Here is a 25,191-nt window from a genome sequence, read left to right on the forward strand (position 1 = left end):
GGGAAAGAAGCCAAGTGACAAAAAAATTTCTAAGATAGATGAATGTCTCCAGGATCCAGGGTGGGTCGGGGTATTTTCTCGGCTGCTGCTGTTGGTTATAAGCATAATTTGCTTCGAGAATCTTACCTAGGCTTATGTTTGGTTTAACAGGGAGTTTTTATCAACGGATTAGATTCCTAACGAGGAATCGCATGCGTGGCAGAGGGTTGTGTTTTATTCTGTTGTGACGTTTTCCGGGTTCTTTGAATGTATGAATGTGTTGATGATGATATTTGAAAAATATAAGAAAAAAATGCGAGTGAGCGTGAAGAATGAATGTGGTGGCTTATCGATGATGCAGGCCAAAGAAAAAGCCGGCCATATGAAGCTCCGGAAATACCAGCATCGGCTGGTAGACCAAGGGCGGCGAAGCGGGCCAGGCTGTCTGCATCGCCGCCATCCGCAGCGCCCGGATCACCATCGTCGATGTGGCTCTAACTATGTGGAGGAGAAAAATCCGCTGATGAAATCCATGCGGCCGACAAAACTGAGGATGCAAAGTTATTTCTTGGCAAGTTTGAGCCTTGGAATTTAATTGTAGATGAAAAGCACAGGGTGGAAGGAGGGGTTGATATTATTGATATTATTGATATTAAGTCTCGCATTAGATATGGTTGTAAGTTGCTAGGCTGCAGTGAGGAGCAGGGGTGTAAGCCATGATCTGGAGGATAAAGGAGTCTGTGAAGGTGGTTTTGATATTTTCTATCAGCCCCGGATTTGTCGGAGATTTTTATTTGTTATGGGGGTTTTACTTTGCCGGAGGGGGTGAGAAGAATTTATATGCCTATTTTTATGCGCAGGGGGTAATGCTTTATGGGTTTGTGGGTGGAATGATTCTTTATGGTTTTCCTGCGTTTGTCTTGGGGCTTATTTATGCATCTTTGAGAATGAAGAAGGGGTGGGTTTCATATGTCATTGTTTCAATCTTCTCCCCTCTGTTGGTGGCATTATTTAATGGGCTGCCTGAATATTTAATTTTCGCCAGAACAACTATTGATGAGAAGTTGTTTTTCACCATAATTTGTCCTGCGATTTCTGTGGTATCCGTGGTTGCAGCTCATATTTCTTTTAGGAAGCAATAGGGGTTGATGGATGAAAATATGAAGTTGTTGGTGGACAACTGTCGAAAAGTAGACGGGCTATATCAAATGCAGGGGTGGCGTGGCACGAGCGAAGATAGATCGTTTTTGGCAAGATTGCTGGCATGCACACTAAAGCCGGATTGATCGCTGCACATTTTGCGATGTCGACCAATGCCTTGCGTCGCCATGCGGGTCCTGGGAGGTAACGGTGAAGTCAAAAGTGCAGGCATTGCAAATATTCAATTGCAAAACCTAGCTCTAGGTTATGTTGCACATCCTGTTGATTGTTCTGGCAGGTCTGTTGTGAATATGAATTTGCCTGGTCAGCACGCACTGGATGATGGTTGGATTGTTCTTGGTGTGCAAAATAACTATTTTTGGTTAATTCATGTTTATGCTTAGGGTATGGGGCGATAGTTTAAGTCGCTGAATATTATGAGCTTGTCGCGCCCATGGTGTGGGGTGGGAATGTGAAGTATGGCGTCAAGCCTATGGATAATCGCAGTTCAAGGCCGGAATTTTGGAAATGAAGTCCAAGTGAAATCGATTTTTATATGAGATTTTTATATTTAAGAGGGCTATATGCTGTAATTATGTAGATCAATTTTGTTGATGCTGCGCGCAGGATTAAGTCTCTGTGAGTTTTCTGTGGTCGGGGCATTCGTTGACTATGGGAGTAACGCTTATAGTAATATCACAATGGAGCATGTCTTTTACTTTGTCCTAGTGTTCTCTCTTGGTTGTTTTTTTTCTGATATTTGGCGTGCCATTTTTGTTTTTAATAGATAAATTTGTCAAAAATTTTTGGCCGAACTATATTTTCGCAGGTAGAGTTTTGTCATTGGGTGCGTGGTTTGTCCTGAGTTGGCTCGCGTTTTCGTTGCGGTTATTATCGAACCCAAGCGATTGGTATTGGCGTGGTGCATTGATCTTTTCTTTGGTGGGCTTGGCCACGGGTATGTTTTTTACGCTGGCTTTGCATTTCTTGCCGGTGATTGGAGAAGACGATAGATTTGATCAGAGCCTAGGCGCTAAGAAATAGTGGAGATATATTTAGAAACGCCTGGACTGACTCCATGCTGGCCTACCCGAGTGCTCATCGGTGGCAGCGAAGATGGCCAAAGGCGGCTGGAACTTGCGGGCCGGGGAAATATGGCTGGCAAGCCGCGGCCACCAGGCCGAGATCGGCGACCGCATTGCCGTCAAAGGGTGTTCACAGGCTGTCTGCGCCCCGGCTTGGCCGCCTCTTTTGTGCTGGCGTGCCTGCTGCGCGGGCAAGCGTCTGGTGGCCTGCAGCAGGTGATGAAGCGCGCGCGAAACCGATGCGCCATGTGCGGCAAGGCGCATGCATAAATTTGCCTTCGCAGAACATCGTCAAAATGTCCATGCAAAGTTACCCGTATTTGTACAACGTGTTACAATTGTAATCATCGTTATAACTTTAAGAAGAACCCGGTTTGGGATGCGGGGGCATGGCTTGTCTTTCATTGGCTCACCAGCGCCGGCCCCCCATTTTTTGTCATCCGGATTGACGAGCGCAGAGCCGCTTTGATATCCACTGAAAATTCTTATCCCCGTGGCATTTGTCTGGCGTCGAACGTGTTCGCACTTGAGCAAGAAGTCCCATGAAACGGCGCACTCGCCCGCAAGGCGCGTGCAGCCCCAGGACGCATCGCGGTCCACCTATCCCTGGTGGAAGCTCGCGCGCTTTCGCTGCAATAAATCAGCGCTGCAGACAATGGCGTGCTGCGCTGCAAAGCATTTGCCCGGTCTTGCGCCTGGTGCAGCTTCAAGGCGCTAGAACGCGGCTTGGCATGGGAACCGGCCGCAGTGTTTGCCCGGTGCGTTCGCTCCTGCTGCCCCCGGCCATTGGCCAGCCCCGCTTCCGGCCCTGGGCCAGCGTGTCACGGCACGCTGGCTGAAATCCACCTCCCACCGACGGGATTCACCACCGCACTGAACTCGCCTCGCCCGGCTCCGGGGGACGGCGCATTTGGCGCACCCATCTTCTTGAAGAGACAAAAGAATGAACCAATTAAAAATTTCGTCACGGCTGATCGTGGCATTCAGTGTTCTGGTATTGCTGCTGGTCGCATTGGCGGGGATTGGACTTTGGCGTTCCGCCAGTCAGCGCGCAGAACTGACGGATGTGGTGCAGCGGCGCATGCCGCTGAACAAGGCCTTGAATACGGTGATCGATCAGGTCAATGAGCAGGCAATCCTGGTGCGCAACCTGGCGATTTTCTCGTCGAGCGCGATCAAGAAATCCTCTCTGGAGAGGATTGCTGCCGCGCGCGCCGACGTGGTCGTGCAGTTCAAGATCCTGGAGAGCATGATCAATTCGAGCGAAGGCAAGGCCCTGCTGGACAAGATGCAGATCACGCGTGTTGCGTTTCTGAAGTCGGGCAACGAATACATTGCGCTTGTTCAGCAGGGCCGGATGGAGGAAGCATTGATGTTTCTCGAGGAGAACTTCCGCCCGGCCCAGCGCGCCTATCAGGCCGACATCATGGCGCAGATGACTTTGCAGGAGCGCCGTGCGAATGAGGCAGGCGCACGCGCCGAAGCCAGCGCCAAGGCACTTGAACGCGATATCCTGATTGCCGCAAGCATCGCGGTGCTGGTGGCCATCTTCATGGCATTCAGCATCATCGGCTCCATTGTCCGTCCCCTGCGGCGCGCGGTTGAAGTCTCGGATCGCATCGCCAGCGGCGATCTCAGCTCGCAGATCTTGGTCGATTCCAATGACGAAACCGGTCAGCTGCTGCGCTCCATGCAGAAAATGCAGCAAAGTCTGGTCAACACCGTGAGCCTGGTGCGACAGAACGCCGAAGGCGTGGCATCGGGCAGCGCGCAGATCGCTTCGGGCAACAACGATTTGTCGGCGCGCACGGAAGAGCAGGCTTCGGCACTGGAGCAGACTGCGGCTTCCATGGAGGAGCTGGGCTCCACCGTGCGCCAGAACGCCGAGAATGCGCGTGCTGCGAATGAGCTCGCGGTGAATGCGTCGACGGTGGCGGCGCAGGGTGGCGAGGTCGTTGCCGAAGTCGTGGAGACCATGAAAAGCATCAACGCCAGCAGCGCCAAGATTGCCGACATCATTTCCGTGATCGACGGCATTGCCTTCCAAACCAACATCCTGGCGCTCAACGCTGCCGTCGAGGCCGCGCGCGCGGGCGAGCAGGGCCGGGGCTTTGCCGTGGTCGCCAGCGAAGTGCGCAGCCTTGCGCAGCGCAGCGCGGACGCCGCCAAGGAAATCAAGGCACTGATTACTGCAAGCGTCGAGAGCGTTGGGCAGGGCAGTGCTCTTGTGGACAGGGCCGGAACGACCATGACCCAGGTAGTGCAGGCGATTCGCAATGTGACCGACATCATGGGCGAGATCAGCGCCGCGAGCAGCGAGCAAAGCGCGGGCGTGGGCCAGATCGGCGAAGCCGTCACGCAGATGGACCAGGCCACGCAGCAGAATGCTTCCCTGGTTGAGGAGATGGCCGCCGCCGCTGGCGCGCTCAATCACCAGGCCGACGAGCTCGTCAAGGCGGTGTCGGTGTTCACGCTCGGTGGCAGCAGCGCCCCAGCCAGCGTCTCCCGGCTGAAGGACGCCGCGCCAGCGCGCGTGCCTGCGGCCAGGCCCCTGGCCACGCCGCGCGTGCGCATCGAAGCGCCGGCCCCCACCAAGACGCCGGCTGCGCCGGCCGGCAACAGCCAGGGCGAGTGGGAAAGCTTCTGATCCACAGATGGCCTGCGCGGGACGCGATTCCCCTGGCGTCCAAACCCCGAGAAAGCCCGCGTTAAGCGGGCTTTTTGCCGTCTTGAAATGGGTGATTTGTTAGATCATTGTTTTTTTGTTTCATTTTGACACATACCTGCCGATACTGAAGGGGAGAGCAATGCCAAATCAACAAGGAGTGCCATGAGGTTCTGCGTCATCAATGTGGGTGGCTTTTGCTATACCGCCTTCTCCCCCAGCACATGTGAAGCCGTCGCCGATGCCTTGAAGCGCTTTCCCAATGCCAGAAGAATCAGTGTCCGCTCCAGGCAGCATTGGGCCCTGCCCAGCTTTCCGGGCACATCGAATGACGTGCTGTGCCTGGTGGACAGACACGCCCAGGGAGAAAGGAACGGCTATGCCCGATTGCCCACGGCCAGCAATGCCGTGCGTCAGGCTGCCTGGGGCATGGGCCCGGCCTATTGCGAGCAAGCGCTGCACTGAGGGCAGCGCTTGGCATGGAGCGCGTACTGTCTGGCAAAGGGAGGGGGCTCATGAATGAGTGTGGAGCGTTTTGGAAAAGTGGTGCCTGCAGGGCCTGGAACGCATGAGCACGCCAGCGCAGCAGACCCGCATCGCCACGGCCCGGGGCCATCTGCATGTCAGGTGCTGGCCCGGCGCCGCGGGCGGTGAAACCCGCAGTCCCATCGTGCTGCTGCACGATTCGCTGGGATGCACGGCGTTGTGGCGCGATTTTCCCGACGCGCTGGCGCGCCTGACCGGCCATCCCGTGATCAGCTATGACCGGCTGGGGTTTGGCCTGTCGGACGCCCACCCCGGCGTGCTCGGCGTGGATTTCGTTGCCACCGAAGCGCAGGACAGTTTTGGCGCGCTGCTCGATGCCTTGGCTATCGACCGCTTCATGGTGTTCGGCCACAGCGTGGGCGGCGGCATGGCGGTATCGATTGCCGCGGCCTACGGCATGCGCTGCCAGGCGGTGATCACCGAATCGGCGCAGTCGTTCGTCGAGCCGCTGACGCTGGACGGCATTCGAGCGGCGCGCGATTCGTTTGCCGCGCCCGGGCAAATGCAGCGGTTGGAGAAATACCACCCCGGCAAGGCGCAGTGGGTGCTTGATGCCTGGGTCAACACCTGGCTTTCGCCGGAGTTTCGCGGCTGGAATCTGGACGCGGCGCTGGCGCGGCTGCGCAGTCCGCTGCTGGCGTTCCAGGGCGCCGATGACGAGTTCGGCTCGGCGCGCCAGCCCCAGCGCATCGCCGATTTGGCCGCTGCCCCGGTCGAGCTGGTTTTGCTGCCCGGCTGCGGCCATGTGCCGCACCGCGAAAGCACGGCGCAGGTGCTCGAGCGGGTACAGCACTTCGTGGCGCAGGCGCGGCTTCAGGCCGATTCCGCGCGCTCCAGCGCCGGGTAGTCGGTATAGCCCTGGGCCGTGGGCGGCGCGAAGAACGTGGCGCGGTCCGGCGTGTTGAGCGCCGCGCCCAGGCGAAAGCGCTCGGGCAGATCGGGGTTGGCGAGAAATGCGCTGCCAAACACCGCGGCGTCGGCTGCGCCATCGGCCAGTGCGCGCTCGGCGCTTTGCTGCGTCAATCCGCTGCCCATCAGATAGGTGCCACCGAAGCGCGGGCGCAGCAACGCGTGGTAGTCGACGGCCGTGCCGAACAGCGCGACATGCAGGTAGGCCAGGCCCCGGCCGCGCAGCTGATCCACCAGATAGCAATAGGTCTGCTGCGGGTCGTCGTCGCTGATGCTGTTGTAGTTCATCTCGGGCGAGATCTTGATGCCCACGCGGTCGGCGCCGGCTTCTTCGGCCATTGCCGTGAGCAGTTCGAGAATGAAGCGCGCACGGTTTTCGACCGAGCCACCATAGGCGTCCTCGCGCCGGTTGCTGCCCGATGACAGAAACTGTTCGGGCAGGTAGCCCGAAGCCGCATGCAGTTCGACGCCGTCGAAACCGGCGTCCAGCGCGCGGCGCGTGGCCTGGCGGTAGTCGTCGACCACGGCCGCGATGTCGGCCAGCGCCAGCGCGCGCGGGGTGACGAAATCGAGCTGGCCGGCCGGCGTCCAGGCCTGGCCCGCAGGCCGTATCGCCGAGGGCGCTACCGGCGTTGCGCCGTCCAGCAGTGCAGGGTGGGAGATCCGGCCGCAATGCATCAGCTGCAGGAAGATGCGCCCGCCGCGGGCGTGCACGGCTGCGCTGACCTTTTTCCAGGCCGCGGCCTGGGCGTCGTTGGCGATGCCCGGCGTGTGCACATAGCCCTTGCCCATGACCGAAGGAAATACGCCTTCGGAGATGATCAGCCCGGCGCTGGCGCGCTGGGCGTAATAGGTGACGGTCAGCTCGCCGGGCAGCCCGTGGGCGTCGGCGCGCGAACGCGTCATGGGGGCCATGACCAGGCGGTTGGCCGCCTCGAGTCGGCCTATGCGTACCGGAGAAAAAAGCGCGTGCATGGAAAGTCCTGGAGAAATGCACATGGGAGTGCGATGGACGTATTCTTGATTGCTCCCGCAAAGAGATAAAGGCGCTAAAGTGGTATTCATTGATCCAAAAATGGCGCAATCAATGGAACTGCTGAATGACATGGCCCTATTTGTCGAGGTCGGCCGGACGCTGAGCTTTCGCCGCGCAGCCGAGAACCTGGGGCTGCCGAGTTCGACCGTGTCGCGGCGCATAGGCGCGCTTGAAAAGGCCATAGGCCTGCGGCTTTTGCACCGCACCACGCGCAAGGTGGAATTGACCGAGGCCGGCCAGCTGTATCACGCGCGCTGCCGGCGCATCGTCGAGGAGGCGCGGCTGGCGCATGAGCAACTGGGTGAAATGCAGGCCCAGCCCAGCGGCAAGCTGCGCGCCTCGCTGCCAGTCGACTTCGCAACGCTTTACCTTGCGCCCTTGATCGCCGAATTCGCCGCGCTCTACCCCGGAATACGCTTTGACTTCGACCTTACACCGCGACGCGTGGACCTGGTGTCCGAGCCTTTCGATGTCGCCATCCGCATGGGCGAGCTGCAGGACTCGAACCTGATTGCACGCTTGCTCGCGCGGCTGAGCGTGCAGGCCTATGCGTCACCGCGCTATCTGCAGCGCGCGGGCGAGCCGCAGCACCCGGTCGATCTGTCACGCCACGAATGCCTGGGCTTTTCAACCAGCGGCAAATGGCTGCTGCACCGCGCCGGCGAAGAAGTCGAGGTCGCGGTGGGCGGGCGCTTTCAAGTCAACAGCGTGGGCATGTTCCAGCGCCTGGCGACGCTGGACCTGGGCGTGGTGCTGCTGCCGGCGGAAATCGTCGCCGACGATCTCGCCGCTGGACGGCTACGGCGGGTTCTTGCCGACTGGCAGGGCCGGGCCACGCCGGTCTATGCCTTGACCGAAACGCGGCTGCTGCCGGCCAAGACCCAGCGCTTCATCGAGTTCCTGCAGCAGCGCCTGGGCCGGGAATAATGCGCTGCCGGCTGCTTTGAAAATGCTCCAGGCGCGGCACGCAGACGCCTGCAGTGCGCTGCGCTTGATCTGCATCAGATCAAATCGGATGAAACACCGCCTGCCGGTAAATGGCATTGACAGGCTTCAGACGCAAATACTACATTTTCTATCGATGTCTGAATCCATGAAAACCAACGCCGTCTCGCAGTCCCAGGATTATTTGCTGTCGGAACAGATTGGCCATTTGCTGCGGCGCGCCTATCAGCGGCATAGCGCATATTTCCAGCAATATATTCCTGATTCGCAGCTGACCAGCGCGCAATTTGTCGTGCTGTGCGCGGTGCGCGATCGGGACGGTGTTTCACTGGCCGATATTGTCAAGGCCACGGTGATAGACCAGGCGACGATACGCGGCGTGGTCGAGCGGCTGCGCCAGCGTGAATTGATAGCGATAGAAAACCACAGGACCGACCGGCGCAAGGTGGTGATCCATGTGACGCCCGCAGGCCGCCGCCTGGTGCGCGACATGGCGCCGTTCGCCCAGCAGATCAGTGCCAGCACCTACGGCGCGCTCAATGCCGCGGAACGCGTGGCCATTGACTTTCTGCTGCGCAAGATGCTGCTGGCTGCGGCCTGACATGGAAAAAAAAGCCTGGGCAACGCGCGCCCAGGCTTTTTCTTGCGCGCAGCGCGCGTATCAATCCAGCACGCGGTTGCGCGATTCGACGTCGACCGACCAGATGGCGATCGCACCCGCGACCAGCATGGCCGACAGCACGAACAGCGACAGCGTGAAGTGCGTGGTCATGATGGGGGCGATGATCGCGGGAGCGAACAGGCCGCCGAAACGCGCGACCGCGCCGGCCATGCCCATGCCGCTGGCGCGCAGGCTGGTGGGGTAGACCTCGGGAGTGAACGCATACAGCGCACCCCAGGTGCCCAGCAGCGAGAAGCTCATCAGCAGCGTGGAGCCGACGACCACGGCGGTCGAGGTGCCCAGGCTGTACAGCAGGCAGCCGACGGCGCTCAGCAGCAGGAAGCCGATCAGCGTGGGCTTGCGGCCCCAGCGCTCGACGCCATAGGCCGACAGCGCAAAGCCTGGCAGCTGCACCAGGGCCAGCACCACGAGGAATTCCTGACCGCGCATGAAACCGAAGCCCGAGCTCGCGAGCTGTATGGGCAGGTAGACGAACACGCCGTAGTAGGCAATGGAGATCAGGGCCCAGGCGGCCAGCAGGCCTATGCTGCGGCGGCGCAGTTCATGCGAGAACAGCGCGAACACCGACTTGCGTTCCTGCTTCTCGGGCTGCAGCGCGGGAATCTGCACCTGGTTGCCGTTGACCTTGGCCACGCGTTGCAGAACTTCGCGCGCCTGGTCCGACTTGCCGTTGCGGTTGAGGAACATCGGCGACTCGGGAATGTAAAAGCGCAGCACCACGCCGATCAGCGCCGGAATGCCGGTGACGAAGAAGATCAGACGCCAGGCGTCGTCGCCCCAGGAGACTGCAATCAGCGACAGGATGGCCAGGAAGATCGTGCCCACGGCCCAGAAGGACTCGAGCAGCACCAGCCAGCGGCCGCGCTTGTTGCTCGGCAGGAACTCGGCCATCATCGTGTAGTCGACGGGCAGCGTGCCGCCCACGCCTATGCCGGTGATGAAGCGCAGCACCAGCAGCCAGGCCAGATCGGGCGCGAAGGCCGAGGCCACGCCCGCGCAGGCATCGATCACCACGGCCATCATCAGCACCGGGCGGCGGCCTATGCGGTCGGCGAGGCGGCCGAAGACGAAGGCGCCGATCAGCATGCCGATGAAGAACAGCGTTCCCGTGCTCAAGGCCTGGGGCATGGTGATGCCGAAGGATTTGGCGATCGAGGGGGCGCTGAAGCCTATGGACAGCACCTGCATCGCGTCAGCGAGCCATACCAGACCGAAAATCACGAAAAGACGATATTGGAATTTGCCGACCCCTGCGGTCTGTATCCCTTTTTCGACGGAAATCAATGTGGATGACATGTAAAGTTCCCTTGGTAAATCTTGGCGATGTTTTTAAACCTATGGTTGCAAGGCAAATGGCCTTGCAAAGCTCCAGAGGCTTTTGTTTGAATATCCATCCCGCAGCTGAATTGATTTGCAGCCGTCAGGGAGTTAGCGCTGGTCCAGATTGAATGCGATGAGCTGTTTTGCCGGAGCTCCTCATGGGTGGCCAAGAATGGATTCCAGGCCGGGGCCGGTTTCCGCGTGATTTTTTTCATGGTTTTCAATGCGTCGCGGCGGCCGCGCGCAGTTTGCTAATCGCCGTCGTGTCATGGGGCCAAGCTTTTTCCTCCGGAGCAAAACGTTCACGCAAGTAAGCAGTCAAATCCAGAATCTGGGCGTCGTCGAGGCTGTCCTTGAATGCCGGCATATGGCCCAGGGCTTCATTCGCCGGAGACTGGATGCCGTGCAGAATCACCTGCACCAGGTTGTCGGGCGTGGCCGCATGCAGGTTGGTGTTGAGCGCCAGCAAGGGCTTGGCGCCGAACAGCGTGGGGCCGCTGCCCGCTTCGTGGCAGACCGCGCAGGCGTTCTGGTAGATGCGCTCGCCGTTGGCATGCTGGGCATAGACCGGCGCGGGGGCGGGCGCCACCGCAGCCGCGGCGGGTGCGGCCTGCACGGCAGCGGCCGGCTTGGCATTCGGCAGCTCCAGCAGATAGGTGGTGATCGCGCGCAGATCGCTGTCGGGCAGTTCGGCCAGGCCGTGGATCACGGGCGCCATGGGGCCGGCGGCGACGCCGTGCTGCGGCGAGAAGCCGCTGCGCAGGTATTGGTAGAGCGTGTCGCGCGTCCAGGGGCGCTGGCCTTCGGCCAGCTGGTTGAGCGCCGGCGCCTTCCAGCCTTCGGCTTCGCCGCCGCCCAGGTAATGGATGCCGGTCTTTTCTGCGCCCAGCGCATTGCGCGGCGAATGGCAGGCCGCGCAATGGCCTGCGCCTTCGACCAGATAGGCGCCGCGGTTCCATTCGGGTGTGCGCGCCGGGTCGGGCTTGAACGGCGTGGCGTCGTGGAACAGCGCATTCCAGCCGGCCATGGCCGGGCGCAGGTTGTAGGGAAAGGCCAGCTGTGTCTGCGGCGCCTGGGCCTTGACGGGCGCCTGGGCCATCAGATAGCCATAGAGCGCCTGCATGTCGCCGTCGCTGAGCTTGGCAAACGCGGTGTACGGGAACGCGGGATAGAGCTGGCGGCCATCCTGATGGATTCCCTGGCGCATCGCGCGCTCGAACGCGGCAAACGACCAGCGGCCTATGCCGGTCGCGTTGTCGGGCGTGATATTGGTCGAGTAGATCGTGCCGAACGGGGTATCCAGGCCCAGGCCGCCGGCATTGGCCGCGCCGCCGGGCGCGGTATGGCAGACCACGCAGTCGCCCGCGGCGGCGACCAGCCGGCCGCGCTCTATGGCCTGGGCGGAATAAAGCGTCACGTCGGGGCCCGAAGTCAGGGGAAGCGCGGGCTTGAGCGGCCAGGCCATGGCGGCCAGGCCGGCAACGCCCACGGCGCCCACGGCCAGCCAGCCCCAGGGACGTTTGCCCAGCGCGGCGCCGGACTCGGGCGCGGCCAGGCCGCGGCGCAGTTGCTCGGAATCGAACGGCACTTCGCGCAGGCGCACTCCGGTCGCGTGCGCCACGGCATTGGCAATGGCTGCGGCCGCGGGCAGGGTCTCGACACCGTCGAGGTCCAGCCGGCCTTGCTGTATCAGGCTGCCTTCGGGCAGCAGGGCTGGATCGGCGCAGGGTGAGCGCAGCACCAGGCCATGGGCCGCGTCGCGCGGACTGTTCCAGTCGTCGAATGCCGATGCCGCGCCCAGCAGCTGGCGCGCATTGGCCAGCAGCTGCGGGTCCTGCTCCTGGATTTCGGGGCGCAGCGTTGCGGCCTGCGCGGCCTGCAACTGCTGGCTGTCGTGGCCCGCGACCACGCGCGTGACTTCGATCGCTCCGGTCTGCGGATGCACGGCGACTTCGGCGACCCAGGCGCTCCAGACCAGGCGGTCCGCGCCCGATGCGTCCAGCGTCTGCAACTGCGCGGTCGCAAAACCGCGGCCATGGAGTCGGCCGTCGGCGCCGGTCTGGGCAAAGTCCTGCTGCGTGCCATGCCACTGCGCGCGCTCGGCGACCTGGCGGGCGAGGTCCTGCGCCCGGCCTTGCAGATGCTCGATGCGAAAGGCCAGCGGATCCAGGCCCTGGGCCAGCGCCTGTTCATGCCACAGGCTTTCCTGGGCGAACACCTGGGCGGCGTTGAGGTCCTGCACGCCCGCATTCCGGGCAATGGCAGGGGTCTTGACCGCCTGCACCGTGCCTGCGTCGCGCACGCTGGCCTGGGCCGAGGCGCGCGCCATTTCGGGCTGGCTCAGCAGCCGCGCCAGGCTGGGGCGCACGGACCAGGGGGCATCCGAAGTGAGGGTCGCGGCGGGCGCGGCCATGGTCGGCAATTGCAAGTCGGTCGATGGCGACGCTGCGGGCACGCACAGTACCAGCGGGGCCTGGGCGCTGCCGGACTGGCAGGGCACGCTGACGGGCCGGCACACGGCCTGGGACAGCAAGGCGGCGTCGGCCGCGGCGTCCAGCAGGTCCAGCAGCTGCAGCGGCTCGGCCGCGCCGGCGGCGATTGCCGGGCTGATCAGTTGCAGCGCGGCTTCGTGCCGTTGCAGCAGCGCGGCGAGTTCGCGGCGCAGCGTGCGCAGGGTCTGGGCGCTGCAGGGCGGCAGCCAGACGCTGGCCTGCTCGGCCAGGCACCAGACCACGACCTGGGCCGCGCCGTGCCGCGGCGCGTGCGCCATCTGCCAGACATATTGCGCGGTGGGCGCGCTGTGTGCGGTCAGCGGTGGGGCGCTGTCGGGCACATGCCAGACAGGCGCGAGGCTGCTGGCCGCCTGCAGTGCGTGGGCGGGCGTGGCCGCGACCACGCCCAGAAAATGTTGTTGCTGCACGGCCGCGACCACGCCGGTCATGGCGCGCACCGCGGCGAGTTCGGCGCTGACCAGTTCGCTGCCCTGGTAGCGCAGGCCGTTCCAGCGCGCCTGCGGCGGGCGCAGCGCCAGGCCGTGCAGCAGCTCGGCGGGCAGCGCGGGCGTGGCGGCGTTGGTGTGCGGGGACAGGCTCATTGCGCGCCCCCGGTCTGGGCGGACTGGGCCTGGCGCAGGCGCGCAGCGCGCAGCGCGGCCTGCATGATTTCCACATGCGTGCCGCAGCGGCACAGGTTGTGGCTCAGCTCATTGCGCAGCTGGGCTTCGGTGGGGTCGGGGTTGCGCCGCAGCAGCGCCTCGACGGTCATGATCATGCCGTTGAGGCAGTAGCCGCATTGCGCTGCCTGGCAGTCGATGAAGGCCTGTTGCGTGGGGCCGGGCTGGGCGCGCGAGCCCAGGCCTTCGAGCGTCGTGACTTCGTGGCCTTGCGCGGCGCGCACCGGAATCACGCAGGAGCGCGCGGCCACGCCATCGATCAGCACCGTGCAGGCACCACATTCCCCCAGACCGCAGCCGTACTTGGGGCCGTTGAGCTCCAGGTCATTGCGCAGTACATAAAGCAAGGCCGTGTCGGGCGTTGCTGCCGTCGTGCAGTCGCGGCCGTTGACGCGCAGTTGCAGGGGGCTGGAGGAAGAGGTGGTGGCCATTTTGTGCGGTGGTTCGTGGGTGGGCGCCAGGGCGGTCAGGCCGCGATCTTCACCTTGGGATCGACCAGGGGCGCATTGAACACGTCGTAACCGAAGCACCAAGCAGGGTCTTCATTGGTGCGCAGCCAGGTGTTGTCGTGCGAAATGCGCTGTACCTTGCTGGCGCGTTCCGTGCGGTTGGCTTCGTAGAGCGCGAACGCCAGCTCGTGGTTGTGGGCGCCGACTTCCTTGAGGCAGCGCGCGAGCATGGCGCCGTCCTCGATGGCCATGGCCGCGCCCTGGGCCATGTGCGGCTTCATCGGGTGGCAGGCATCTCCCAGCAGCACCAGCCGGCCGCGGCTCCACAGCGGCAGCGGATCGCGCTCGAGCAGCGACCACTTGGTGACTTCCACGGTGGCGTCGATCAGCGCCTGCACCGTGGGATGCCAGCCGTCGAACGTGGCGCGCATCTCTTCCTTGCTGCTGGGCAGCCAGCGGTCGCCCAGGTCCCACTGCTCGACGGGCACGCCGGTCACGTAGTACAGCTCGTCGGCCTTGCCGGTGACGAAGTAGGTCATCATGTGGCGGTCTTCGCTCCACCACTTCACGCAGGCGTCGAAGGGCAGCATGCCGGCCTTGACTTCGGGCGTGGGAAACACTGCGCGGTGGGCCAGATAGCCCGCGTACTTGGGCGGCTCCACGCCCAGCAGCTCTTCACGGATGCGCGAGTTCACGCCGTCGGCGCCGATCACGATGTCGGCTTCCTCGGTCGTGCCGTCGGCAAAGTGCATCACCACTACGTCGCCGCGGTCCTCGACCCGGGTCAGGCTCTTGCCATAGGCCATCACGCTGTCGGGCAGGGTGTCGATCAGCAGCGCGTGGAAGTCGCCGCGGTGCACGGTCAGATAGGACGCGCCGTAGTTCTTGACCGCGAAGTCGCCCAGCGGAATCTGGGCCATCACGTCGCCGGTCTGCCAGTGGCGGCTGTACCAGTAGTCGGGGTGCGAGCCCTGGGCGTTGAGCGCGTCCTCTATGCCGATGCGGCGCAGGATCTTCATCACGTTGGGCCCGACATGGATGCCGGCACCCAGGCGCGAGAAGCTCGGCGACTGTTCGTAGACGCGGACGTTGAAGCCCTCCTGGAGCAGCAGCTTGGCGGCGGCGGCGCCGCCCAGGCCGGCACCGACCACAGCGATACGGGGGGATTGAGACACTTGAGAACTCCTTGCTGAAATGAGAGAAAAGCACATGCGGCCGCAGCCTGTCATTGCCCTGGTTGAGCAGTTTCCGTGCCAACCCTGGAAAAAGCTTTTTTGCGTGTGTACGCTCTATTTTTCGCCCAAGCGCAATGCACCAAGGAGAGGATTTCTACCTAGTTCCACGCAATTTAATGGTGCATGTCCGCACCAAATCAACGATTTATCGCCGAGGAGATTGAATTTTGGCTGGGCACGGGTTTTGCACTATTGAGCGTATACGCTTTATTAAGTAGTATCTTTCCATCCATCCCCTGAAAGCCCAGACCATGACCAAGACCTACCGTATCGGCCAGATCGTTCCCAGCTCCAACACCACCATGGAGACCGAAGTGCCGGCCATGCTGCAAGCCCATTCGCTGCTGCGTCCCGAGGACCGCTTCACCTTCCACTCGAGCCGCATGCGCATGAAGAAAGTGGTCAAGGAAGAGCTGGCCGCGATGGACGCCGAAAGCGACCGCTGCGCTCTCGAGCTCAGCGATGCGCGCGTCGATGTGCTCGGCTACGCCTGCCTGGTGGCGATCATGGCCATGGGACACGGCTACCACCGCGTGTCGCAAAAGCGCCTGACCGAATGCACGGCCAGCAACGGCGCGACCGCTCCCGTGATCACCAGCGCGGGCGCGCTGGTCGAGGCGCTCAAGGTGATGAAGGCCAAGAAGATCGCGCTGGTCGCGCCCTACATGCTGCCGCTGACCCAGCTGGTGCGCGACTACATCGCGGCCGAAGGCTTTGAAGTCGTCGACTGGCGCGCGCTGGAGATTCCCGACAACCTCGATGTCGGTCGCCACGATCCCGCACGCCTGCCCGGCATCGTCGCCGGCATGGACTACGGCGACGCCGACGTGATCGTGCTGTCGGCCTGCGTGCAGATGCCTTCGCTGGCGGCCGTGGCCCAGGTCGAAGCCGAGACAGGCAAGCCGGTGCTCACGGCCTCGATTGCCACCACCTACGCCATCCTCAAGGAACTGGGCCTGGACCCCGTGGTGCCGGGCGCGGGCGCGCTGCTGTCGGGCGCCTATCCCTACGCCAAGGCCTGAACGCCGCGGCCGCCCCCGGGCGGCTTTTATGCCATCGCACTTTTGCCGAGCACATCCATGTCCACAACTTCCAGCACTTATCTCTACGGCGGCCAGGTCCAGGCCAACGGCATTCGCCAGCACTATCTGCGCTATGGCGGCAGCGCGGGCGCACGCGCCGGGCGTGACGCCGTGATCCTGATTCCCGGCATCACCAGCCCGGCCGTGACCTGGGGCTTTGTCGCCGAACACCTGGGCCGCGAGTTCGATACCTATGTGCTCGATGTGCGCGGCCGCGGCCTGTCGGCGTCGGGCCCGGGCCTGGATTACGGCCTGGACGCCCAGGCGGCCGACGTCAATGCGTTCGCCCAGGCGCTGGGCCTCACGCGCTATGCGCTGATGGGGCATTCGATGGGCGGACGCATCGCGGTGCGCGCCGCGCGCGCCCAGCCCCAAGGACTGACACGCCTGGTGATCGTCGATCCGCCGGTGTCGGGTCCGGGCCGGCGCGCCTATCCCGCGGCCCTGCCGTGGTACGTGGACTCGATCCGCCAGGCGACGCTGGGAATGAACGCCGAACAGATGCGCGCGTTCTGCCCGACCTGGACCGAAGAGCAGCGCCAGCTGCGCGCCCAGTGGCTGCACACCTGCCACGAGCCGGCCATCGTGCAGAGTTTCGAAGACTTCGGCCGCGACGATATCCATGCCGATCTGCCCCACCTGGCCCAGCCCCTGCTGCTGGTCACGGCCGAGCGCGGCGATGTGGTGCGCGACGCCGACGTCGCCGAATGGCAGGGCCTGGCGCCGCAGACCGCGCATGTGCGCGTGCCCGGCGCGGGCCACATGATTCCCTGGGACAACGAGGCCGGCTTCTACGCCGCGCTCGGCGACTTCCTCGGCGCGCGCGTCGACTGATCGCCTTGTTCCGTCCTTTGCTTTCCCCCATGACAAGGAGCACGCCATGTCCGTCAGCGATATCGATCTGATCCACGCCTGGAAGCAGGTGCTGGCGCTGTCCCGGCTAGCGCCCGGCCAGATCGTCACGGTGCTCACCGGCGCCGACACCCATCCGCAGACGCTGCGCTGCGCGATTGCCGCGTCCAGCGAAATGGGCGCGCGCGTCAACCGCCTCGACCTGCCGCCCGTGAACGCCGAGAAGTCGCTGAGCCGCGATGCGCTCGCCTATCTGGGCACCACGCCGCTCACCGGCAACCCGGCGGCGATTGCCGCGCTCAAGGCCAGCGATCTGGTGCTCGACCTGATGACGCTGCTGTTCTCGCCCGAACAGCACGACATCCTGCAGTCGGGCACCAAGATCCTGCTGGCGATAGAGCCGCCCGAAGTGCTGTGCCGTCTCGTGCCCACGGCCGCCGACCGCACGCGCGTGCAGGCTGCGGCCCAGCGCATCGCGGCCGCGCGCCAGATGCACATCACCTCCAAGGCCGGCACCGACCTGCGCTGCCAACTCGGCAATTTTCCGGCAATCAGCGAGTACGGTTTCGTCGACGAACCCGGGCGCTGGGACCACTGGCCCAGCGGCTTCGTGCTGACCTGGCCGAACGAAGGCGAAAGCAACGGCCGCGTGGTGCTGGACCGCGGCGACATCCTGCTGCCGCTCAAGGACTATGTGACCGAGCCCATAGAGCTGGTGATAGAGAAGGGCTTCGTGACGCGCATCAGCGGCGGACTGCAGGCCGAGATCCTCAAGGAATACATGGCCTCGTACGAGGACCCCGAAGCCTATGCGGTCTCGCATGTGGGCTGGGGGCTGCAGCCGCGCGCCCAGTGGTCCATGCTTGCGCACTACAACAAGGAAACGCATATCGGCATGGACGCGCGCGCGTTCGAAGGCAACTTCCTCTGGTCCATGGGGCCGAACAACGAAGCCGGCGGCAGCCGCACCACGGCCTGCCATATCGACATTCCCATGCGCCACTGCAGTGTGGCGCTCGACGGCCAGGCCATGGTGATCGAGGGCGTGGTACAGGATGAACCAGGATTGGCGCGCGCCGCGCGCCGCAAGGAGATCGCATGACAGAACAACGGATTCCCACCGAAGGCGTGTCCGGAGACATTTCCGCCTATGCGCGCCAGGGCTTTGGCACGCCGCTGCCCCTCAAGGCGCCGTTCGGCCTGCTGATCATCGACTTCGTCAACGGCTTTGCCGACCCGGCGGTGTTTGGTGGCGGAAATATTCCTGAAGCCATAGCTCAGACGCGCGAACTGCTGGCGCATGCGCGCGCCCAGGGCTGGCCCGTGGCGCACAGCCGCATCGTGTTTTCCGACGACGACGCCGACAGCAATGTGTTCTGCCTCAAGGTGCCGGGCATGCTCACGCTCAAGGAAGACAGCTCGGCCAGCGCCATCGTGCCTGAACTTGCGCCCGCGGCCGGCGAGTACGTGGTGCGCAAGAGCACGCCGTCGGCGTTCTTCGGCACCATGCTCGCGCCCTGGCTGGCGCAGCGCGGCGTGCAGACGCTGCTGGTCGCGGGCTGCGTGACCAGCGGCTGCGTGCGCGCCAGCGTGGTCGATGCCATGCAGTCGGGCTTTCGCCCGCTGGTGGTGGCCGACTGCTGCGGCGACCGCGCGATTGGCCCGCATGAAGCCAATCTCTTCGACATGGCGCAAAAATACGCGGCCGTGATGCCGCTGTCCCAGGCGCTTGCCGAAACCAAAGCGCTGTCGCGTTGATCGGTCTGCATGCGGGCCCGCCCGCATGCCATGATTTTCTTTTGTAGCCCGCCATGACCCTGCCCCAGCCCTCCGTACTGCACGAGCAGTTGCTCAGCCGCCCCGGCACCTTGCTGGTGGTGCGCGCGCCGGTCGCGCCGCCGCGCCCGATTCCCGGCCAGCCGGGAACGGCGTCCGACTATGTGCAGCCCACGCCCGAGATCTTTGTCGCGCTGCTGGCCGCGCAGCAGGGCTGGCGCGCCCTGGCCTTCAACGGCCATGTGGATCTGGGCACGGGCATTCGCACGGCGCTGGCGCAGATCGTCGCCGAGGAACTCGAAGTGCCGCTGGAGCGGCTGGAAATGGTGCTGGGCCATACGGCGGCCGCGCCCAACCAGGGGCCGACGATTGCCAGCGCGAGCATACAGATCTCCGCCGTGCCGCTGCGCCGCGCCGCGGCCCAGGCGCGCGAGCAGCTGCTGGCGCTGGCCGCGCAGCGCTGGGCGGTGGCACCCGAGCAGCTGCTCGCGCGCGACGGATGCGTCGGCTTTGCCGATGGCGCTGACGCGCGCGTTCTCGATTATGGCGAACTGCTGCAGGGCCGGCAGATCCAGCTGAGCCTGGCCGCGCCCGAGGAGCCGGTGAAGCTCAAGCCCGCGTCTGAGTACCGGCTCGTGGGCAAGGGCGCGGCGCGCGTCGACATCCCCGCCAAGGCCACGGGCGAGCTGAGCTTCGTGCACGATGTGCGCGTTCCCGGCATGCGCCACGGCCGCGTGCTGCGCCCGCCGCACCCGGGGCGCGACGGCGGCGACTTCATAGGCCATTGCCTGATCGATGTCGACCGCACGTCCGTTGCCCATCTGCCGGGCCGGGTCGAGGTGGTGGTCGAAGGCGATTTTGTCGGCGTGGTCGCCGACCGCGAGGAGCAGGCGATCGCCGCAATGCGCGCGCTGCGCGTGCACTGGAAGAGCGTGCCGCCCGCGCCCGATCTGAGCGATCTCGCAGCCGCGCTGCGCGCCAACCCCGCGCAGCGCCGGGCGCTGGTCGATAGCGGCGATGTGGACGCCAGCGCTGCCAGCGCCGCCACGCATCTGCGGCGCAGCTATGTCTGGCCCTACCAAATGCATGCCTCGATTGGCCCGTCGTGCGCGGTTGCCGACTTCCAGCAGGGCAGGCTCACCGTGTGGGCCGGAACGCAGAACCCGCACATGCTGCGCACCGACCTCGACCGGCTGCTGCAGCTGGGCGAAGGCCACATAGACATCGTGCGGCTCGAAGCCGCGGGCTGCTACGGCCGCAACTGCGCCGACGATGTCTGCGCCGACGCCGCGCTGCTGGCGCGCGCCGTGGGCGCGCCGGTGCGCGTGCAGCTCACGCGCGAGCAGGAACACCAGTGGGAGCCCAAGGGCACGGGCCAGCTGATGGATGTGTCCGCGGCGATCGATGCCGACGGCGAGTTGCTGGCCTATGACTTTGCCGTGCGCTATCCCTCGAACGACGCGCCCCTGCTGGCGCTGCTGCTCACGGGCCGCGTGGCCGGCGCGCCGCGCACGCTGGAGATGGGCGACCGCACGGCCGTGCCGCCCTATCGCTACCGCGACCAGCGCATCGCCAGCCACGACATGGCGCCGCTGGTGCGCTCGTCCTGGCTGCGCGGCGTGTCGGCCCTGCCCAATTCGTTTGCCCATGACTGCATGATTGACGAGCTCGCGCAGGCGGCCGCAGCCGACCCGGTCGATTTCCGCCTGCGCCATCTCGACGACAGCCGTGCCAGCGAGCTGCTGCAGGCCACGGCCCGGCATGCGGACTGGCAGCGCGGCGCCCGGGGCAGCCGCGGCCGGCCCGCGGCCGACGGCTGGCTGCACGGCCGCGGCGTGGCCTATGCGCGCTATGTGCACAGCCGGTTTCCGGGCTTTGGCGCGGCCTGGGCGGCCTGGGTCATCGATCTGCGCGTCGACCCGGCCAGCGGGCGCATCGAGGTCACGCGCCTGGTCGTGGGCCAGGACACGGGAATGATGGTCAACCCCGACGGCGTGCGCCACCAGATCCACGGCAATGTGATCCAGACGCTGAGCCGCAGCCTGATGGAGAAAGTCGCGTTCGACGCGTCCGGCGTCAGCAGCCGCGAATGGGGCACCTATCCCATCATCGGTTTCAAGGCCTTGCCCGACATCGAAGTGCTGCTGATGCCGCGCCAGGACGAACCGCCCATGGGCGCGGGCGAATCGGCGTCGGTGCCCGGCCCGGCGGCGATCGCCAATGCGCTGTTCGACGCGACCGGCAAGCGTTTTTATGCCGCGCCGTTCACGCCCGATGCGGTGCGCAGGCTGCTGGCCGGCTGAAGGCCGGACGCAAGCCTCGAAGTCAGGGCCGGGCGCGCCGCTCAGATCGGAACCGTGCGTGACAGTTGCAGCAGCTTTTCCACCAGACGTATCACACTGCTCTGGTTCTGGTTGCGGTGCGTCGCCAGCGAGAAATCCAGGTTCTGGCCGGGCATGGTGGCGGGCAAGGGGGCCAGCGCACCCAGCGCGATCGCATCCTTGACCATGGCCTGGGGCAGCAGGGAGATTCCGCCTCCCGCCATCACGATGTCGACCAGGCCCTTGAGCTTGTTGCAGGTGGACAGGTTGGCCATGTTCGCACCCCGTTCCCGCAGTTGGCCGTGGGCCAGCGTGAAGTAGTCCGAAGGCTTGGAGACACACCATAGCGGCTCCTGCGTCAGCAGCGCAGCCAGTGGCCGGGGCCGGCCGTCGGCCCCACGCAGCAGTGCACTGGCGCCTACCCAGATCATCGGTGCCGTTCCCAGCGACTGGTAGACCAGTGCCGGATTGCTGGTGGTGTTGGCCACGACGGCGATGTCCAAGGTGCCGTCCTCGAGTTGCTCTTGCAGCTTGATGCCCAGTTCCAATTCGATCTCATAGGTCAAACGTGGAAATGCCAGGCGCAGCGCGGGAATGAGCTTGCCAAACCATGTCATGCCCACCTCGCCCAGCCCTATGCGCAGCGTTCCCGTTGGATTGGTGGCCGCCTCGGCATCGTTGAAGGCGTTCTCCACGCAGCGCAGCAAGGGCTCGACGCGAGCCACGAAATGGCGCGCCGGCAGGGTCAGCTCCATTCTGCGGCCGCGCTTTTCAAACAAGGCAAAGCCCAGCGAGCTTTCTAGCTCCTTCATGCGCGCGGAAACGGCGGGCTGGGTGGTGTGCAGGCGCTGCGCGGCGGCGCTGAATGTGCCGAGCTTGGCGATCCAGCACAGCGTTTCGGCATAAATCAGATTGGGGCGCGGCATGGAGGGCGGGGAGGCGACAGGGCGGTTGCGCGCCATTGTAGGGGCGGGCGCCGCGCGGGCAAGTTATCAGAATTTCTAATGAATTCCCATCACCAACTTTCGTTGGATTTAGCCGGGGTGATTTTCTACAATTTTTCCAATGATCTGGATTTGAGCGGCTGAAGATTATTGAAGGAGTTCGGAACTGATATTCAAGTGGAAATTCATGGGCCGCGTTTTGAAAACGGCAGCTTTCTGATCTGCCTTGGTGGCCCAGGGCGTGCGGGCCTGGCACCTGGCGCGGGCATGTGACGCCGCAGTAGCTGAGCCAGGAAGGAGTGGGCGCTCGTCCCGAACAGTCGCACAGCCAAGTATCTTTTGAATGAGGCACGGCCTGAAAACCATTCAGCTGCGATGAATGCCAGGCAATGGCCGCTTTCACCGGGGAATATGCCGATGAAACCGATTCGCGCGCCTGCGGTTTGAGATCCGCATTCTGCATAAAACCCTGCAACACCCCATAGACAGAAGACATCCATGAGCACGACACAACAACAGGTATCCGCAGCGGAGTGGCAGGTGCGCCAGGACCTTGCCGCTGCCTACCGGCTGGCCGCGATTCATCGCATGACCGACCATATCTACACCCACTTCTCCGCCCGGGTGCCCGAGGAGGCGGATCATTTCCTGCTCAATGCCTATGGCCTGGCATTTGATGAAATCACCGCTTCCAACCTGGTCAAGGTCGATCTTCGCGGCAGCATCGTGCTGGATGCGACCGGGCTGGGCATCAATCCTGCGGGTTTTGTGATCCACAGCGCCGTGCATGCGGCGCGCCACGATGCCGCCTGCGTGATGCACACCCATACGGCGGCCGGGATAGGGGTGTCGGCGCAACAAGCGGGCCTGCTGATGATCTCCCAGCATGCGATGCGCTTTCACGGCAAGCTGTCGTACCACGACTACGAAGGCGTGGTGCTCGAGTGCGGCGAGCAAGGCCGCATTGTCGCCAACCTGGGCCGAAACAAGGCCATGATCCTGCGCAACCACGGCCTGCTGGTCTGTGGCGACAGCGTGGCGGATGCTTTTGACGAGCTCTATTATCTGGAGCGTGCCTGTCAGGCCCAGATCGCGGCCCAGGCGGGCGGGCAGGCGCTGTGCGTGGCGTCGGACGAGGTCGCCGCCAAGGTCGCCGCGCAATTCGATCTGCCGCATCGGCCTTCCCGGTCCAAGCAATGGCCGCCGCTGATCCGCATGCTGCAGCGCGTGCAGCCGGCCTACCAGGACTGAGACCGGCAATGCGATCCCCCAAGCTGCTCATTTTTGGTGCCGGGGCCATGGGCTGCACGCTGGCCTGGCACCTGGCCGGCAGCGGCGTGGCGGTGACGCTGGCCGCGCGCGGCCAGGCCTTGCAGGCCATCCAGGCACGGGGCCTGGGCCTGTGGTCCGAAGGCCAGGCGCGCGCCAGCGTCGCGGTGCAGGCCGTGGATGCCGCCGATCTGGCCTGGGACTTCGACTTCATCATTGTCTGCGTCAAGCAATACGACCTGGCCGCCGCGCTGCAGACACTGTCGCCTGCCATGGGCCGCGGCAGCGCGGCGTCCGCACGCCCCAGCTCGATGCGGTCTGGGGCGTGATGCGAAGAAGAAGCGATGGTTTTTGAAAAATGAAATCCAAGGAGACAAGCATGAAAAGATTCCAGCATTACCTGCTCGGGGCCTGCGCTGTGATGGCGCTGTCGACGGCCCATGCCCAGAAGTACCCGGACAAGCCCATCACCATCGTCGTGCCCTTCTCGCCCGGGGGCGTATCGGACGTGATGGCCCGGCATATCGCCGTCAAGCTGCAGGAGGATCTGGCCACGCCGGTGATCGTGACGAACAAGCCTGGCGCCGGCACGCTGATCGCCACCAACTTCGTGGCCAAGTCCGCGCCCGACGGCTATACGATTCTCATGGCCGCATCATCGTTCGGCATCGGCCCCAGCCTGTACAAGGAAAAGGCCGGCTATGACCCGGAAAAGCACTTCAAGCCGCTGTCGCTGCTGGCCGATGTTCCGCACATCATCGTGGTCCACCCCAAGTCAAAGTTGCCCGACGTGGCATCCCTGGTGCGCGAGTTGAAATCCAGCGACGGCAAGCACGCCAACTATGCTTCATCGGGCAGCGGCACTTCCAACCACCTCGAAGGCGAACTCTTTGCCAGCATCGCCAACATGCGCGCGACCCATATTCCGTTCAAGGGCAGCGTGCCCGCGCTGACTGCGGTCGCCAGCGGTGAAATCAGTTTCATGTTCGTCGACATTGCCGCTGCCAAGCCGTTTCTCGAGGGCGGGCGTGTGCAGCCCCTGGCCGTGACGACGCAGGCGCGCTCGCCCGCGATGCCGGACCTGCCTACGGTGGCGGAGTCGGGCGTGAAGAACTTCAGTGCCACGCCCTGGCTGGGGTTTGTCGTGCCCGCGCAGACGCCGGACAGCGTGGTCGACACGCTCAGCACGTCACTGCGCAAGCTCTCGCGCGATCCTCAGACGCGTGAACGCTTTGCAGCCATGGGACTGGACCCGAAGTTCACCAGCCCGCGCGACTTTCAGCAGTTCATGCAGGCCGATCGCAAGAAATGGGAAGAAGTGATCGTGCGGGCGAACATCGTGCCGGAGTGAACGCTGGGGCATATCCATCCATCATGGGATGGAGCGACAGGGCCCGGCTGGCTCTGTGCCCGGTATTTAGCCGCTAAAAAACCGCGGTTCAGCGCGCCGGAATTCATGCCCATCAGGATGGGCATGGCACACGCCGGTTTCGTTATATCGGATGCCGCTGGCTATACTGCCTGCGCCTTTTGCGTGCAGCATGGCGCAAGGGCAGCCGCCCCGCAGGCCCTGGCGATCGCCCGCGGTGAAGCGGCCAAGGCCAAGTGTCGCTGCTTTGACAGGGGGATGGAAATGGTTCCACCGAACAAGTCTCAGTACGCCGCCGACGGCGCGGCGCAGTCGCAGGAAGCGCAGCGCGCCATCCTGCTGTGGGTGCCTTTCGCGCACAAGGACCAGGCCAAGGCCTTGGGTGCGAAATGGGACCGCCAGGCCCATGCCTGGT

Annotated in this window: 22 protein-coding genes; 16 read left to right on the forward strand and 6 right to left on the reverse strand. The window is 63.9% G+C overall.

Annotated elements, in window-relative coordinates; genetic code table 11:
* The first annotated feature begins 262 nt into the window (after positions 1-262).
* The 5 genes from RR928_RS17785 to RR928_RS17805 all read left to right on the forward strand — a co-directional run bounded on the left by RR928_RS17785 (position 263) and on the right by RR928_RS17805 (position 6,262).
* On the forward strand, positions 263-574 hold the full coding sequence (locus RR928_RS17785) for a hypothetical protein (protein WP_332683576.1): 312 nt from the start codon (positions 263-265) through the stop codon (positions 572-574).
* Between the two features lie 151 nt (positions 575-725).
* Positions 726-1,121, forward strand: a complete 396-nt coding sequence (locus tag RR928_RS17790) for a hypothetical protein (protein ID WP_332683578.1) — start codon at positions 726-728, stop codon at positions 1,119-1,121.
* Positions 1,122-3,147: 2,026 nt separating this feature from the next.
* Positions 3,148-4,851: a methyl-accepting chemotaxis protein gene (locus RR928_RS17795; RefSeq protein WP_332539278.1), complete on the forward strand. Its 1,704-nt coding sequence runs from the start codon at positions 3,148-3,150 to the stop codon at positions 4,849-4,851.
* Positions 4,852-5,034: 183 nt separating this feature from the next.
* Entirely contained in the window at positions 5,035-5,334 is a 300-nt protein-coding gene (locus tag RR928_RS17800; RefSeq protein WP_332539280.1) for a hypothetical protein, read from the forward strand.
* 103 nt (positions 5,335-5,437) lie between these two features.
* The gene (locus RR928_RS17805; RefSeq protein ID WP_332539282.1) at positions 5,438-6,262 is read left to right on the forward strand and encodes an alpha/beta fold hydrolase; all 825 of its coding nucleotides are present in this window, start codon (positions 5,438-5,440) and stop codon (positions 6,260-6,262) included.
* On the opposite strand, the gene RR928_RS17810 is transcribed toward RR928_RS17805, so the two are convergent.
* Positions 6,229-7,299, reverse strand: a complete 1,071-nt coding sequence (locus tag RR928_RS17810; RefSeq protein WP_332539284.1) for an alkene reductase — start codon at positions 7,297-7,299, stop codon at positions 6,229-6,231. The genes RR928_RS17805 and RR928_RS17810 overlap by 34 nt on opposite strands.
* A gap of 112 nt (positions 7,300-7,411) precedes the next feature.
* Between RR928_RS17810 and RR928_RS17815 the strand changes: the two genes are divergently transcribed.
* Together RR928_RS17815 and RR928_RS17820 are read left to right on the forward strand one after the other, a co-directional pair.
* Positions 7,412-8,287, forward strand: coding sequence for a LysR family transcriptional regulator (locus RR928_RS17815; protein WP_332539286.1), 876 nt, complete (start codon positions 7,412-7,414; stop codon positions 8,285-8,287).
* 166 nt (positions 8,288-8,453) lie between these two features.
* Positions 8,454-8,906 carry a MarR family winged helix-turn-helix transcriptional regulator gene (locus tag RR928_RS17820; protein ID WP_332539306.1) on the forward strand — a complete coding sequence of 151 codons (453 nt, stop codon included), beginning with the start codon at positions 8,454-8,456 and terminating at the stop codon, positions 8,904-8,906.
* A gap of 60 nt (positions 8,907-8,966) precedes the next feature.
* On the opposite strand, the gene RR928_RS17825 is transcribed toward RR928_RS17820, so the two are convergent.
* From RR928_RS17825 to RR928_RS17840, 4 genes are all read right to left on the reverse strand, one after another.
* Positions 8,967-10,283, reverse strand: coding sequence for an MFS transporter (locus RR928_RS17825; protein ID WP_332539288.1), 1,317 nt, complete (start codon positions 10,281-10,283; stop codon positions 8,967-8,969).
* 244 nt (positions 10,284-10,527) lie between these two features.
* The gene (locus RR928_RS17830; protein WP_332683581.1) at positions 10,528-13,401 is read right to left on the reverse strand and encodes a c-type cytochrome; all 2,874 of its coding nucleotides are present in this window, start codon (positions 13,399-13,401) and stop codon (positions 10,528-10,530) included.
* Positions 13,398-13,910, reverse strand: coding sequence for a (2Fe-2S)-binding protein (locus RR928_RS17835; RefSeq protein WP_332539292.1), 513 nt, complete (start codon positions 13,908-13,910; stop codon positions 13,398-13,400). The genes RR928_RS17830 and RR928_RS17835 overlap by 4 nt, the downstream gene beginning before the upstream one ends.
* Positions 13,911-13,945: 35 nt before the next feature.
* Entirely contained in the window at positions 13,946-15,103 is a 1,158-nt protein-coding gene (locus tag RR928_RS17840) for an FAD-dependent monooxygenase (protein WP_332539294.1), read from the reverse strand.
* A gap of 311 nt (positions 15,104-15,414) precedes the next feature.
* On the opposite strand from RR928_RS17840, the gene RR928_RS17845 reads away from it, so the two are divergent.
* From RR928_RS17845 to RR928_RS17865, 5 genes are read left to right on the forward strand one after another with little or no spacing between them, the layout of a single operon-like run.
* Positions 15,415-16,185, forward strand: coding sequence for a maleate cis-trans isomerase family protein (locus tag RR928_RS17845; RefSeq protein ID WP_332539296.1), 771 nt, complete (start codon positions 15,415-15,417; stop codon positions 16,183-16,185).
* 57 nt (positions 16,186-16,242) lie between these two features.
* The gene (locus RR928_RS17850; protein WP_332539298.1) at positions 16,243-17,079 is read left to right on the forward strand and encodes an alpha/beta fold hydrolase; all 837 of its coding nucleotides are present in this window, start codon (positions 16,243-16,245) and stop codon (positions 17,077-17,079) included.
* A gap of 46 nt (positions 17,080-17,125) precedes the next feature.
* Positions 17,126-18,199: a 2,5-dihydroxypyridine 5,6-dioxygenase gene (locus RR928_RS17855; protein WP_332683584.1), complete on the forward strand. Its 1,074-nt coding sequence runs from the start codon at positions 17,126-17,128 to the stop codon at positions 18,197-18,199.
* Positions 18,196-18,855 carry an N-carbamoylsarcosine amidohydrolase gene (locus RR928_RS17860; RefSeq protein ID WP_332683586.1) on the forward strand — a complete coding sequence of 220 codons (660 nt, stop codon included), beginning with the start codon at positions 18,196-18,198 and terminating at the stop codon, positions 18,853-18,855. Before RR928_RS17855 ends, RR928_RS17860 begins: the two co-directional genes overlap by 4 nt.
* 53 nt (positions 18,856-18,908) lie before the next feature.
* A complete protein-coding gene (locus tag RR928_RS17865) occupies positions 18,909-21,176 on the forward strand; it encodes a xanthine dehydrogenase family protein molybdopterin-binding subunit (RefSeq protein ID WP_332683588.1) in 2,268 nt (755 codons plus the stop codon).
* A 41-nt stretch (positions 21,177-21,217) separates the two neighbouring features.
* Here RR928_RS17865 and RR928_RS17870 read toward each other — a convergent pair whose 3' ends face one another.
* On the reverse strand, positions 21,218-22,120 hold the full coding sequence (locus RR928_RS17870; protein WP_332549666.1) for a LysR family transcriptional regulator: 903 nt from the start codon (positions 22,118-22,120) through the stop codon (positions 21,218-21,220).
* Between the two features lie 516 nt (positions 22,121-22,636).
* On the opposite strand from RR928_RS17870, the gene RR928_RS17875 reads away from it, so the two are divergent.
* The 4 genes from RR928_RS17875 to RR928_RS24850 all read left to right on the forward strand — a co-directional run.
* Positions 22,637-23,389, forward strand: a complete 753-nt coding sequence (locus tag RR928_RS17875; protein WP_332683590.1) for a class II aldolase/adducin family protein — start codon at positions 22,637-22,639, stop codon at positions 23,387-23,389.
* A gap of 8 nt (positions 23,390-23,397) precedes the next feature.
* Entirely contained in the window at positions 23,398-23,736 is a 339-nt protein-coding gene (locus tag RR928_RS17880; RefSeq protein WP_332549664.1) for a ketopantoate reductase family protein, read from the forward strand.
* A gap of 50 nt (positions 23,737-23,786) precedes the next feature.
* Positions 23,787-24,758 (forward strand): Bug family tripartite tricarboxylate transporter substrate binding protein, encoded by a 972-nt coding sequence (locus tag RR928_RS17885; RefSeq protein WP_332549663.1) that lies wholly within the window; start codon positions 23,787-23,789, stop codon positions 24,756-24,758.
* A gap of 282 nt (positions 24,759-25,040) precedes the next feature.
* Positions 25,041-25,191 (forward strand): DUF5710 domain-containing protein (locus RR928_RS24850; protein WP_442881925.1); only part of this gene is annotated, 151 nt, incomplete at its 3' end.

It is taken from the genome of Comamonas sp. (assembly GCF_036666375.1).
Classification (GTDB): Bacteria; Pseudomonadota; Gammaproteobacteria; order Burkholderiales; family Burkholderiaceae_C; genus Comamonas.